General features: G+C 45.3%; 10 protein-coding genes, 1 tRNA gene and 1 rRNA gene. 2 read left to right on the top strand and 10 right to left on the bottom strand.

Going from position 1 to position 13950, the window contains the following annotated elements; all coding sequences use genetic code 11:
• The first annotated feature begins 80 nt into the window (after positions 1 to 80).
• Positions 81 to 1766: a vWA domain-containing protein gene (locus tag NSB28_RS18225; RefSeq protein WP_109748042.1), complete on the top strand. Its 1686-nt coding sequence runs from the start codon at positions 81 to 83 to the stop codon at positions 1764 to 1766.
• Between the two features lie 41 nt (positions 1767 to 1807).
• Positions 1808 to 2950 carry a toxic anion resistance protein gene (locus tag NSB28_RS18220; protein WP_109748041.1) on the top strand — a complete coding sequence of 381 codons (1143 nt, stop codon included), beginning with the start codon at positions 1808 to 1810 and terminating at the stop codon, positions 2948 to 2950.
• Between the two features lie 86 nt (positions 2951 to 3036).
• Here NSB28_RS18220 and NSB28_RS18215 read toward each other — a convergent pair whose 3' ends face one another.
• The 10 genes from NSB28_RS18215 to NSB28_RS18170 form a co-directional block, all read right to left on the bottom strand.
• Positions 3037 to 4623, bottom strand: coding sequence for a carboxylesterase/lipase family protein (locus NSB28_RS18215; RefSeq protein WP_109748040.1), 1587 nt, complete (start codon positions 4621 to 4623; stop codon positions 3037 to 3039).
• A 189-nt stretch (positions 4624 to 4812) separates the two neighbouring features.
• Positions 4813 to 5937 carry a nucleoside hydrolase gene (locus NSB28_RS18210; RefSeq protein WP_109748039.1) on the bottom strand — a complete coding sequence of 375 codons (1125 nt, stop codon included), beginning with the start codon at positions 5935 to 5937 and terminating at the stop codon, positions 4813 to 4815.
• A 252-nt stretch (positions 5938 to 6189) separates the two neighbouring features.
• The gene (locus NSB28_RS18205) at positions 6190 to 7677 is read right to left on the bottom strand and encodes a response regulator (protein WP_109748038.1); all 1488 of its coding nucleotides are present in this window, start codon (positions 7675 to 7677) and stop codon (positions 6190 to 6192) included.
• Entirely contained in the window at positions 7662 to 9452 is a 1791-nt protein-coding gene (locus NSB28_RS18200; RefSeq protein WP_109748037.1) for a sensor histidine kinase, read from the bottom strand. Before NSB28_RS18200 ends, NSB28_RS18205 begins: the two co-directional genes overlap by 16 nt.
• 31 nt (positions 9453 to 9483) lie before the next feature.
• Positions 9484 to 10314, bottom strand: a complete 831-nt coding sequence (locus tag NSB28_RS18195; protein ID WP_109748036.1) for a carbohydrate ABC transporter permease — start codon at positions 10312 to 10314, stop codon at positions 9484 to 9486.
• Between the two features lies 1 nt (position 10315).
• On the bottom strand, positions 10316 to 11173 hold the full coding sequence (locus NSB28_RS18190) for a carbohydrate ABC transporter permease (RefSeq protein WP_109748035.1): 858 nt from the start codon (positions 11171 to 11173) through the stop codon (positions 10316 to 10318).
• A 57-nt stretch (positions 11174 to 11230) separates the two neighbouring features.
• Positions 11231 to 12547 carry an ABC transporter substrate-binding protein gene (locus NSB28_RS18185; protein ID WP_109748034.1) on the bottom strand — a complete coding sequence of 439 codons (1317 nt, stop codon included), beginning with the start codon at positions 12545 to 12547 and terminating at the stop codon, positions 11231 to 11233.
• Positions 12548 to 12646: 99 nt separating this feature from the next.
• Positions 12647 to 13621, bottom strand: coding sequence for a D-2-hydroxyacid dehydrogenase (locus tag NSB28_RS18180; RefSeq protein ID WP_109748033.1), 975 nt, complete (start codon positions 13619 to 13621; stop codon positions 12647 to 12649).
• Positions 13622 to 13681: 60 nt separating this feature from the next.
• Positions 13682 to 13753, bottom strand: a tRNA-Asn gene (locus NSB28_RS18175).
• A gap of 83 nt (positions 13754 to 13836) precedes the next feature.
• Positions 13837 to 13950: ribosomal RNA gene (locus tag NSB28_RS18170) — 23S ribosomal RNA — on the bottom strand; the annotation flags it as partial.

Raw genomic sequence — 13950 nt, 5'->3', positions numbered from 1 at the left:
CAGAAATGTATAGAATGCACCTGAAGGCCGGCCGCGCCGGTATATAAAAATATCAGGTTCATTCAGGAACGGAGGAAAGTATGGATAAGAAAAAGATTGGGATACTTGCGGCCTGTGCTGCTGCTGTCTGTATCATTGTGTTTGGGGGAATCTACCTGACCAGAAACATTGGGAAATCAGATAAAGTGATTTCTGAAGAAAAAGCTTCCAGCAAACTGACAAAGCTGGTAAATAATATTAGTCCTTCAACCGCAGAGCCTGTCAAATCACCAGTGGAGTATGATGCCGTTGAGGATGAGGCCAGTGAACTGCCGGATATTGAGACATGTGATATCACTGCCAAAGCGACCACCCAGCTCTATGCAGAGATCTACTCCTCGCCCGAAAAGGCCGGGACAGGTACAGACGGCTGGCTGTGCGAAATGGCAGATGAATTTAACCGTCAGGGTTACTCAGTAAACGGCCAGAAGATATCTGTCCAGATACGTAAGGTGAACAGCGGGCAGGCTCTTGATTATATCGCTTCAGGCAAGGCAGTTCCTGACGGCCTCTCACCCTCCAATATGCTCTGGGTGGATATGCTGAATTCCAGAGGAGTAAAGACCGAAACAATTTCTGAGAGTATGGTGGGAAATGTAGCCGGCATACTGCTCTCAGAAGAAACTAACAAGAAAATAATGGAGAAATACGGCACTGTAGACTTAAAAGCTATCACTGAAGCCACTGAAGCCGGTGAATTTGCCATGGGATATACGAACCCCTTTGCCAGCAGCGCGGGCCTGAATTTTCTGATCTGTACTTTGGAACGCTATGACTTAAAGAACCCTCTTTCTGATACGGCTGTACAGGGCTTCCAGAAGTTTCAGAAGAATGTGCCTTTCGTCGCACTGACAACCATGCAGATGCGTGATGCTGCTGAGAAGGGCTCTCTTGATGGCTTTATACTGGAATACCAGTCTTATATTAATGATGCAGTCCTGTCAAAAAATTATAAGTTTACTCCTTTCGGTTACCGTCACGATAATCCCCTGGTAGCTGTAGGCGAGATCAGTCAGGACAAAAAAGAAGTCCTGAAAAAATTTGCCGAGTACTGTGCAACAGAAGAAGCTGTAAAACGTGCTTCAGACTATGGTTTTAACGGTATGCCTGACTATGTTCCTGAATATGAGAACGTCTCAGGGGATATCCTGATCGCTGCCCAGAAGCTTTACAAGACAAATAAGGATACAGGAAGGCCGGTAATCGGCGTGTTTGTTACAGACGTTTCCGGAAGTATGGACGGCTCGCCCCTGAGGGCTCTTCAGGATTCCCTGATAAACAGCATGAAATATATCAATTCAGATAATTATATAGGACTTGTAAGTTATTCCAATGATGTCACAATTGAATTGCCCATAGGTAAATTTGATTTAAACCAGCAGTCACTTTTTAAAGGCGCCGTAGAAAATCTCTATGCCAACGGCGGAACCGCTACCTTTGACGGAATCTGTGTAGCTATGGATATGATCAATAAAGCTATGGAACAATACCCGGATGCCAAGCCCATGCTGTTCGTTTTAAGTGACGGTGAAACAAATTCAGGCTGCAGCCTGAATGATATCCGTGATATCCTGAGCAGCCTCAAAATTCCTGTCTATACGATTGGATACAATGCAGACCTGGAAGCCCTGCAAAACATCAGTGCTGTAAACGAGGCTGCAAGCATCGACGCATCTACTGACGATGTCGTATATCAGCTTAAGAACTTATTCAATGCCAGCATGTAAAAAGATGGAGTCCGCTATACTGCGGCAGAACGGAGGAAAATATGAGCGGTTTTTCATTAGACCTGCCTAAACCTGAGGAGATCAAAGAAGAAGTTGTAAAAGAACTCATGCCAACTGAACAGGAAAAGACGGTGATCAAAGATGCTGTGAAAGAAAAAGCAGATATGATCATGGCCGTGGATCTTGATTCATTAACGGAGCGGCGTGAATTTGTCCAGGTAGTCGAAACTTTTGGCGCTGATATCATCAAACAGTCAGAATCTAAAAACAGTATCCTGCAAAAGAGGATCGGTGACTTTAGCAAAGCAGGCGGCGAATCCGGCGAGGTGGCAAAAGGCCTGGCTGATCTTTCAATAAAAATGAAGGATCTGGATCCATCGGGTCTGGACTTTACAAAGACAGGAGTACTAGGAAAATTTTTCAATCCTATAAGGCGCTATTTTGAACGTTATAAAACAGCTGACGCTGAAATCGCTGAAATCGTCAAGTCCCTTGATAAGGGCAAGGCAATCCTTAAGAACGACAATACAACACTTGAAATTGAGCAGGCTAATATGAGAGATTTGACAAAACAGCTTACCCAGAAAATAGAACTGGGTGCACAGCTGGACAGCTACCTTACAAATTCAGTTGAAAACGCCAAGGCTGCGGGTACAGACCCTGAGCGTATCAAGTTTATAGAAGAGGAAATCATATTCCCCCTGCGCCAGCGTCTGATAGATTTCCAGCAGCTTCTGGCGGTAAACCAGCAGGGCATCATCGCCATGGAAGTAATACGCAAAAATAATCTGGAGCTGATAAGAGCTGTAGACCGTGCAAAAACCGTGACTGTTTCTGCTCTGCGTGTGGCTGTAACAGTGGCCGGCGCTCTGTATAATCAGAAAATTGTGCTGGAAAAAGTACAGATGCTGAATGAAACTACAAATAACATGATCACCGCTACTTCCAGAATGCTGAAGGAACAGGGTGTGGCAATCCAGAAAGAGGCAATTGAAGCCAGCATTTCGCCAGATACTCTGATACAGGCATTCTCAGATACATTGTCTGCCCTGGATGATATCAATGCCTACAAAACAAAAGCACTGCCCCAGATGGTCCAGACGATCCAGGAGTTCCGGACTATCGCAGAGGAAGGTGAAAAACAGCTGCAGAAGCTGGAAAAGGGAAAATCCTTCTCCCTTTAATTTTCATTTATCTGCTTTCTAAATAAAACAGCACCGGACTCTGACAGAGGTTTTACCTCCTTTCAGAGTTCAGTGCTGCAGCTGTATCAGACTTCCAGGCACATTCTCATTTCTCTTAACGGATCTTTTTCCATCTTCCACTGCTCACCGATCACCATAGTCCACTTCTCTTCCTGTGTAAACGGTTTCCACTCCAGCCCCTCAGCAGACGGAACTCCGTCTCTGATAAACGCTGCCCAGGCATGAGCCATTTTTCTGGATAATTCCTCACTGTCAGGATACAGCACTATCCTCATCTGCAGCGGCAGGTCCGCCGTATGCCAGGAATATCTTTGCCCCTCTATTCCCGGATGCGGGCTGTCACAGGAGACTATATAGCTGTATACGGCAGCCTTCTGCCCGGCCTTTTTCATTGCCTGGTAATACGCACCGCCCCCAAGCATACTGGCCTGAGAACATATTTTAGCAAAAAGATGTGCCGGGCTGCTCTGATCCTTATCAAGTTCCCGAAACCTGCTGATGATTCTCCCCCAATCTTCTCTGTTGATTTGATATAGAGGTTCTTCTATCGTTATTTCAGCCAATGACTTGTCCATATTTTCCCATGTCATATTCTCCAGCAGTTCCGGCTCCAGGAAAATTGCCAGTTCATCCTCTGACGCTCCCACAAGCAGAGGGATATTCTCTGCACCTTCAGGCGCCGTATATCCCTGACCGGCCTCTATGTGGATTCCATCTGCCACAGGCTGGAATTCCATTGCCCCCATATTCCCTGATTCTTTCATTGCCCAAAGCAGCTCCTCCGTAGTCTTATCCTCCAGAAGCCCCGGCCTGTCTCCGGGTATCCCCAGTTTTTCCAGCAGCTTCAGGGCCTGAAGTGTTCCTTCCTCCCTGGACCTGCACCCCACAGGCATTGAACCGCTCTCCACTATAGCTGCCCGGAACAGATCCCCAGCTTCCTTCATTGCCAGCAGCGTGCTCACTTTAGCCCCGCCGCCTGATTCTCCCATGATTGTAACACGTTCTGGATCTCCGCCAAAATTTCCAATATTCTTCTGTACCCACTTAAGTGCCAGGATAAGATCCAGCATCCCTGCTGCACCAGAATCAGCATATTTAGGATCCAATTCCCCAAGATACAGATATCCGAACAGATTCAGACGGTGATTGACGCCCACTATTACTAGATCTTCTTCCCGCACCCACCGGTCAGCGCCCAGTACCAGCGTGCCCGATCCGGTGGAAAAGCCGCCCCCGTGGATATAGACCACGACAGGCCGTCTTTTGTCATCACAGCCCGGCGTCACCACATTGAGCACAAGACAATTTTCATTCTGCTCTTCCCCCGCAACGCCGAACTTTTCCGGATGACCGCCGCTGAAATATTCACCAAGCTCACGGCTTCCAGAAATGCTGCATCCGAATTGAGGCGCATAAAAGCCGTTCCTTGTACAGTCTCTGACGCCCTCCCAATTTACGGCCGGGCGCGGCGCCTGAAAGCGCCTGCTGCCGGTACAGTCATCCCCGTACGGGATACCCCTGAATATTGAGATACCCTCCCTTATTTCTCCCTTTACTTTCCCGCAGTCTGTTTCTGCCACAGGACTTTCTGTTTCCGCACTGGCTGCACATACCGTTTTCTCTTTTCCAGCCATGTCATATTTTTGCTCCATTTTACCCTCCTGCTTTTTGATTTGAAAATCTGGCTATGTGCAGACAGCAGCATGGGCGCCACAGTTTTATTTTTATAAAAACAGGACTGCCGCAAACCGCAACAGTCCCATTTTTACTCGTATATTATTCACACATCCCTGACTAACACAAAATACACTTTTGCTTTTCCAATCAGATTACAGACCGGATCAGAACTTTGTGCTGAACAAGTCAGATACGAAATTCCAGTATGCTTCCCCGTCAACATCATAAACTACAGTACATGTGGCTGATTTCGCCGGTCCAGTTCCTTCAGCCCAGGCTACTGACTCACCATATGAATAACCCATGTCAGTCACCATAGCGATATCGCGGACATCAGTCTTTGAGATCAGATCCGGGCAAAGGAAAATACCAGGAACCTGAGCATCCCAGAGTTTCTGTCTGCGGTCCGGCTCGTCAACGAATTTCGGATATGCATATTCTTCTACAAGCTTATTGTATACACTGTCACCAGATTCAATAATATGTTCTACTTTATCTTTTGTCAGTACCTGATTATAGGAAATATCATGCGGCACTACTACCTGTTTCGGGAATCCGGCTTTCAGGCAGATCTCTACAGCTGCCGGATCATAATACCAGTTTCTCTCTGCACACGGAGTATCATTTCCAGGCACATCGATTGCGCCGCCCATGTAATAGATACCTGCAGTCTTTCCTGCAAATTCAGGATCACTCTGAACTGCCATTGCCACATTTGTACATGCTCCCACAGCTATGATCGTTACCTTGCCAGGATTAGCATTTACCTGGTCAACCATAAACTTCCAGGCAGAGTCCTCCTGAGGCTTAAGAGTACTGTATCCCCAGTCCTCATTTTCAAGATCCCCCAGATTATCATAGGAAATACTGTCTCCATAAGTCAGCACTTTTTCCATACTCTTAATGCGTTTTAAACCATTTGCTTCTATTGTGGCATCGTCATTAAGGCCCATGATCGGAATATCTGTGCCCATATACACCGGGATATCGTCGCGCCCTGTGGCTTCAAGCTGATTTAAGATAGCAGTTGTTCCCTCTGCAATTGTTACATTTCCGCCGACAGATGTAACGCCCAGCAAATCAAGCCAGCCCGCAGCATCAGCCTGGAGCAGCATAAACAGCGCATAGGTGTCATCGCCAAAATATCCCATATCAGTATCAAAAATAACCTTATTGTCTTCTGCATTTGTAACGATCTTATAATCGTCCAAAGCCGCTAATGACGTCATAGGTGTGAGCATGGTCCCTGCCATTCCTGCCGCGAGAAACATTGATAACATTTTTTTCATAAACTTTACCTTCTTCCTTTTGTTTTTTATTTATTTTCACATCTGATGCAGCTCTTCGCCCTGCCGGACAGCTTGGCCAATTCTTTCCGGCCCTGGTTTTGTGCCACATCAACTGCTCAAATCCCTCACTGGTGAAAGTGCTAAGTTTATGATGATTATATGATATTCCCCTGCATTAATCTGTGACAGGAATCACACAGATTATAATTCTAGTCAACTGTTCTCAGGATGCCTGGCATTCCCCCTTTCTTTCTACTTATCCAAGCTTCTGCTCCTGCCTGACTGCTGTTCCAAATATTCTGACGGACTGATTCCCAGTGCGGAGTGGAAGACACGGCTGAAATAAAACTGATCCGTATATCCCACCCTCTCTGCCGCATCCTTCACCAGGATCTCCGGATTTTCATTCATGATACTCCTGGCTTTTTCCATCCGTATTCTTGTAAGACAGACAGAAAACGGGGAATTTCCATATTTGTGGAACATTTTGCTCAGAGTTGTCTGAGACATGGCAAACTGTCTGCAAATCAACTGGGCAGATATGCTTTCTCCCAGATGCTCATCCAGATATTGAAGGATTTCTTCATACTCTTCTTTTCGCCTGTCACCTGCCGTTTTAAGCTCTCCTCCGGGTATAAGCAGCATCTGTATATTTTTTGCTACCTCTTCCATAGAGACAGCTTCTGAAAAAATATCATCCAGCACGAATTCGTTGAATTCCAGGAGATTTCCCTTAGAATAGAGATGCCCAAAGAGATAGTGTATCTTCTCCTCAACCCAGACCTGAGGGCGTACTTCTGCCTCCCACTTCCCAAAAAGCCTCTTTATCTCCCCCTCTATCCCATGTGCTGACTTTTTCCTCACATAATATTCCAGCATGCTGAAATCTTCCTGTCCGGGTCTGAGGGACGGACAGCCTGCGCTCTGCCCGGCTGTCACGATCTGGTCTTTACCTATTACGATACTCTCATCCAGCTTCCTGTATAATTCTCCCAATATGCCCGGCAGCCCCTCTGGCTGAAATGGCTCTTCCCTGACTACCGCAGTATAAAAAGCCCCTTCCTCCTTCACCCTGGCATATACCTTTGCAAAATAATCTACAAAGCTCTCCCCATTCAAAAGGTTTTCGGGGCAAAGATACAGTGCCTCCATTTCATCTCTCCCATAGATGATGATCTTTTCCTGTGGCATGGAATACAGATCTGCTGAATACCCCTTGCTGAATCTTGAGGGCAGCCCATTTTTCCTGTAGATGGCTGCATAATACAGATCTTCTGGAAAAAGGCGCCGTATTTCCTGCACGCCTGTATTTCCTGTTCCCCCGGAGGCTTTTTTCAAAAAACTGTTTCTTTTCTCATAATACAATTCATCCAGTCTCTGCCGCAGGCTTTCCATCAGCTGCTCTATATCAGATGGCCTGACAGGCTTTAGAATATATTCGCATACCCCGGACTGTATCGCACCTTTGGCATACTCGAAATCACTGTACCCGCTAACAATCACGGAAAGTATTTCCGGCCAGCGTTTTTTCACTTCAGAGACAAGCTCAATCCCGTTCATCAGCGGCATCATGACATCAGATATAATCACATCAGGCTGCTCCTCCTCCGCCTTCTGAAGCGCAATCTGCCCATTCCGCGCCGTATCTGCCACCTTAAAATCAGGACACCTGTTTCTTATGATATTGCAGATATGCTTTAAGGAAGCCGGCTCATCATCAACAACTAATACCTGGTACATGATATCCCTCCCTGCTGCCTCACTCCTATAGCCACTTCAACCCCTTCTGCAAGTGTCCGGATTTCCATAAAGAAATCTTCTCCATAAATCTGATATAGCCTGGCATACGTATTGACAAGTCCCATACCGCCTATCCCCATTTCCACATGACTCCGTTTTTCAGAAAGTGCCTCGCGTATTTCCCCGCACCGCGCATATATTTCCTGTATTTTCTCTTTAGACATCCCCGTTCCGTTGTCTCTTATTTGTATGATCCAGCCATCCGGCCTCCGGCTGCCGCAGACACAGATCCGTTTTATCCTGTCCACATCCTGATAGCCATGGGCGACTGAATTTTCCACTATCTGCTGCAGGACCATCTTGGGGATTTCCAGCCCATACAACGGCTCCTCTATATTAATTCTATACTCCAGCATATCCTCATACCTGAATTTTAAAAGTGTCAGATAGAGCCTGAGGTAGTGGACTTCTTCTTCCAGCCTTGCCCGTTTTTCCTTAACATCAGTGGAATAACGGAGCATCTGAGCCAGATCCGAACAAATATCACAGATCACTTCATCATCCGCCTCAGCTCCCCTGCTGGAAATCACATTCAATACATTAAACAGGAAATGAGGATTTACCTGGGCCTGAAGCAGATCAAACTGTGCTTTCTGCTGAAGTTCTGAAAGAAGCCGTTCTTTTCTTATACTCTGTTCCAGTTTCCGAAGGACATGGATATAAGCATCATAAAGCTTTCCTATTTCCTTATCGGCAATCACAACCTGCTCCGAAACCTTCATATTTTCTATATCCGTCTGCTCCATCTGCTGTTTCAGCTGGCGGATAGGTTTGACCATATGGCGTGACATAAAGCAGATGCAGGCAAATAAACCTGTTCCCATTAAAATTACGATCATCGCTGTAAATGGAAACGCCTTTTTCATAGCCTCTCTCGACACTAAAGTATGGTCTGCGATCACCACACGCAGCTGGTTGCTCTGTATCTGGCTGACCGCCGTAAGCTCTCCCGTGCTGTTCATACGGCGCGTTCCTGGCCCTTCACTCTCCTCCTGTACAGCCTCAAGGATTTCTGCCATTTCCGGCACATTCTTGCTGCTGCTGTAGAGCAGCTTCTCACCCTGAAGCACATAGAGGCTCCACTTGTCATTTCCTGGAACAAAAAGTCCGTCTAATGCCTCAACTTCTTTCTGAACCTCCAGATATCCCAGGTTCTCCCCAAGTATTTCCTTCACTGCTGATATGACCAGCCGTCCGTTCTCTTTATCCCAATCATCCTGATGCATCCCAAGAAGTACATATTTTCCTCTCTTACCTGAAAGCTCATCCAGCCATCCTATTCCATTTATGTCCATCTGCGCATCCACGGGATTATATTTATAATTTGTCCCGCTGATCACAGTCCCGTTCTGCATAAAGAGAACCACCCTGTTAAAACTCTTTTTGTAGTAATCAGCGTTCAGCAGTGCCCTTAAAGTCCGTCTTGCCTCCGTGTAATAATATGTTTTATCTTTCTTGCTGTTCCCTTCATGTGATAAGATCTGGATCGCCTTCAGAGCCTCCTGGTTGGAAAGAATCTGTGATATGACCTCTTCCATCTGTCCTACTGTATAGGCAAACTGCTGAGCATAGTTGTCCGCCGCCGTCTGCAGATTGTTCTTTTCTGTTTCTATATAATTATTTTTAAGAGTCGTATAATAAATAAACCCAAAAATTACTGATGCTGCTAAAATCAAAGCGGAAAACGCCATAACCATTCTTTTCTGAAAATTCATAACAGACCTCTTCCTCTGCTGTCAGCACACTTCAGCCCTTTACCGCACCTGCCACCATTCCGTCCACGATCCGTTTGTTAAAGAAAAGGAAGAGGATCAGCATGGGAACTGTAATTAGAATCACATCTGCAAAGAGCAGATTATAAGAACTCTGATATTTTCCCATAAAATTATATATAGTCAGCTGCACTGTCACATTTTCTCTTCCCGGCAGAAAATAGAGAGGATTAGTAAAATCGTTAAATATTGTCACTGCATCTAATATTATAACGGTTGCCGTTATGGGTTTCAATAAAGGAAAAATAATTTTCCCGAACAGCCGCATGGGTGAGCAGCCGTCAATAAAGCCTGCTTCCTCCAGTTCTGTTGGAATATTAGACATATATCCTATATACAGCATGACAGTAAAGGGAATGCTTAAAGCTGCCTCTACCAGGATCATGCCTGTCATAGTCTTGTAAATGCCAAGTTTTTGAAGGACCCAGATAGTGGGCAGGATAGCTGCCGGCATCATCAGCCCTGTCATAACAAGCTTATTTAAAATCCCTGACAGCCTGTCATGTCTTCTCTGGAGAAAATATCCTCCCATAGAGCAGACTACGATCAGAAGGGCAACCGATATGCCCGCCAGCAAAATAGAATTTTTAAAGGCTCTTAAAATCTGATAGTCGTTTTCCTGAAACACCTGTATATAATTTTCCAGATGAATCTCCGAGGGCAGGCTAAGACTTAGAAGATTAGCTTCTTTTCTGTCTTTTAAGGACGTCAGAAGCATAAAGATGAAGGGGATGATAAAAATCAAAACTGTCATAAGACAGCCAATTATATCTCCCATCAGATACTTAATCTGTCTCTTTTTCACTCTATACCTCCTTTTTCCAGTTCAACAATTTCTGCAGAGGAAATATCAAAACAGCTATTATCAAAAATAAAACAACATTTCCTGCTGTAGACAGCCCGTAAAAACCCGCTGCGTATTGTTTATATACTATTGATGCCATATTGTCAGTCGCATATCCCGGACCGCCGCCTGTCATAGCCCACATCAGATCAAAATTTCTGAAGCTGCCTATGACGGACAGCAGGATTACCGTGTTAATCGATGAACGGCAAAGCGGGACAGTAATGTGCACAAGACGCGCCCAACCATTTGCTCCATCAATGGCCGCAGCTTCATAGTAATCTGTATCAATTGAAGTAATCCCGGCAACATAGATAACAGTCGCTATGCTCAGCCCCTTCCACAGCAGGACCAGGATTACTGAGAACAGGGCGGTTTTCGTGTCTCCCAGAAAATTGATCCTTGTTCCTCCCAAAAATTCAATCAGCTTATTAATGATTCCTTTTGTAGGATGCATCATAGCTGTAAAAGTAATTCCCACTGCAATGGCAGAGACTAGATTTGGAAAAAAGACTGCCGAGCGGATAAAGTTTTTCGTCCTGATCCTGCTTGTCAGAAATGCTGCCAGCATAAAAGCCAGCACTGTGATCCCCCCTGAGCCCAGCAATGCATAAATAAGAGTATTTTTTACACCTGTCCAGAGAGACTTTGTAGTAAAAAATGTTATATAATTTTTCAGCCCGCAGAACTTAGCCGAATCAAAATTCCAGACTGTCATGCTGAAGTAAAGCGATATCACCATTGGTACCAGAAAAAATGCAGTAAATACAATAATGAGCGGAATCACAAAACCGACATGGTAAATTTTATTTTTTCTCATCTTCTTACCTCATTAAAAGCGGTCAGCCCGCAGAAGCGGGCCGCCCTTTTATCTTTTCTATTCCCATTCTAGACCCAACTGGATAGCGCTGGACTCCAGATTCTGGTCATATGCCGCTGCTGCCTCTTCTGCCGTGATCTCTCCCATTGTCACCTGCTGAATCAGGGCAATCGCTTCTGTTCCTTCCAGAGGAGATGAGAATTCCAATGCAGGCCAGGTTTTACCCTCATCAAAATAAGCCTGCATGTCATCCTTTACAGCCGGATAAGTGTTCTTTGGCATCTCGTATTCTTTAATACAATAAGGTCCGTCAGGAGGAATCTGCTCTGAATACAGATCTAAAGCTTCATCTGATATGTAGAACTTCATAAATGCCTCTGCCGCAGCTGCATTTTCTGAGTCCTTATTCGCATAAATAGCGCCTGGCATCCATACAGTAAGGCCATGATCATCCGGATCATCACCCGGTATGCCAAATGCACCGATATTGCTGACTGCTTCCTCTCCGTAGAGGGAATAGATATTGGAAAGTACCTGTGTCAGTATGATCCAGTGTGCCCCCTCACCGTTTGCAAATCTGTCGCAGGCATCACTATAGCCTGTGGACATATAATCTTCATTCAGATATTCCGCTATATCACCACATTTCTGAAAGCTCTTAACTCCCGCAGGCGTAGCAGCCCATTTAGCCTTACCTGCCGTAAGTTCCTCAGCAAAATCAGGGTTTTCTGCATGTACATTATAATAATCTCCGAAATTTGTCACAATGCCAGGCCATCCATCCCCAAAAGCTCCTAAAACAGGCGTCTGCCCTGACTCCTTTATCACCTTGCAGTTCTCCAGAAACTCATCCCATGTATGGGGAATCTCCAGATTCAATTCTTTATATATTTCCTTATTATATAAGATACATCCTGCCTGGGATGATGAGAATGGGACACCGTATACAGCCCCATCTGCTGACACCGTTTCCAAAAATGTCTCATCCAGCCTATCTACCAATTCCTTATCGTTTGAAATATCCACAAAATACTGAGATGGATTCAGCTGTTTAAACAGCGCTCCCGAATTGTAGAGCAGTAAATCATCCATATCACCTGATGCCAGCCTTGTCCTTACAAGATTATTGTAGTCCTCACCTCCTGAACCAGTGATATCCAACTCGATCTTAAAGCCAAATTTTTCTTCAGCTGCAGTAATTACCGCATTCAACCCGTCAAGAACATTCTCATTTGTTGTCATAAGATCAAGTGTTATTCCTGAAAATTCCTTTTCTCCCTCAGATGCATTTACTGTTACTGATCCCATACCAGCCGCTACACTTCCTGTAAATAATACTGCCGCTGTTAAACCCGCCATAAACCTTTTCTTCATCGTGTTCCCTCCCGTTTTTTATTATATTGATATTTTAACGGAGAACAGCCAGAACTGACATAGAGAATTTCACTTTTGGGGATGGAAAAATCCACTTTATTACACCCTGTTTTCTAGTTTTCTGTAGCCAGTCTCAAAATCTACCTCGTTCATAACGGGTCTGCCTTCACAGAATGCTCTCAGATTTTTAACTGCTATCTGGACCACATTCTCACAAACCGCCTCCATATGAGATATACCAGAGATATGGGGCGTTATTATGAGATTAGGCGCCGTCCAAAGGGGAGATTCTGATGGAAGCGGCTCTTCTTCTGCCACATCCAGGCAGGCGCCCCCAAGCGTACCATCCTCCAGGGCTTTACAAAGTACTTCTGTTGATATGAGGCTGCCTCTGCCCACATTGATCAGTACAGCCCCCCTTTTAATATTATGCATCCTTTTCTCATCAAACAGATGATACGTTCCGGGGATTCCCGGGAGAGTACACGCTATGATATCTGCCCGCCGCAGTTCCTCATCCAATGCGTCCATAGTATACACCGCTTCAGTGTAATCCGGTTTCGCAGCCGCATTATGCCTGCGTATTCCCACTACTGTACTTCCAAGTGCACTCATTTTCCTGGCAAACTCGCTGCCGATGTCTCCCATTCCCACCACCAGTGTGCGGCTGCCGCTGATTGTCCGGGCATCGCCCTCATACTCCCACAGATGTCTCTTCATATTTTCTATATAAATCCCCAGATTTCCATATAAAAGAAGAAGCATCCCCAGCATGTGTTCAGAGATAACAGGCCCATAAGCGCCTGAAGCGTTTGCCAATATTGCTCCGGGCCGCAGAACTCCGGGCTTTGTATAGCCCTCTGACCCTGCGCTGCTCAATTGCATAAATTCCAGCTTACAAGCATGATGCATCACTTTGGGTGATACACTACCTATTATAATATTTGCCTCTGCAATCTTGTCAATTGGCGCCCTTTCTCCTTCTGTATAATAAAAATGCAGATCTGGAGAAATCTCCTCCAGCATTTGTTTATGTTCATCTTTAAGCGGCAGAATAACTAACACATTTTTCATTTAGTCCTCCTTTTCATGAAAAAAAATCCGTAAACACATTTGTCTACGGATCTTTAACGACTCCCCGAGTTGGGCTCGAACCAACAACCCTTCGGTTAACAGCCGAATGCTCTGCCATTGAGCTATCGAGGATTATTCAATTTTGAAAGTTTGCACCTTCAAAACCACACACAGTACTGATTCATTTCCATCCGTTTTCTTCTGCCTAAACCTTTATGGATAAGCCTTCGACCTATTAGTATTGGTCAGCTACACGCATTGCTGCGCTTCCACCTCCAACCTATCTACCTCGTCGTCTTCAAGGGGTCTTACCGCTTTCGCGGGGGATA

The organism is Murimonas intestini, from assembly GCF_024622195.1.
In the GTDB taxonomy this organism is placed as follows: domain Bacteria; phylum Bacillota; class Clostridia; order Lachnospirales; family Lachnospiraceae; genus Murimonas; species Murimonas intestini.
The sequence above is the reverse complement of the archived record's forward strand: the minus strand, read 5'-3'. Positions and strand labels throughout refer to the sequence as shown.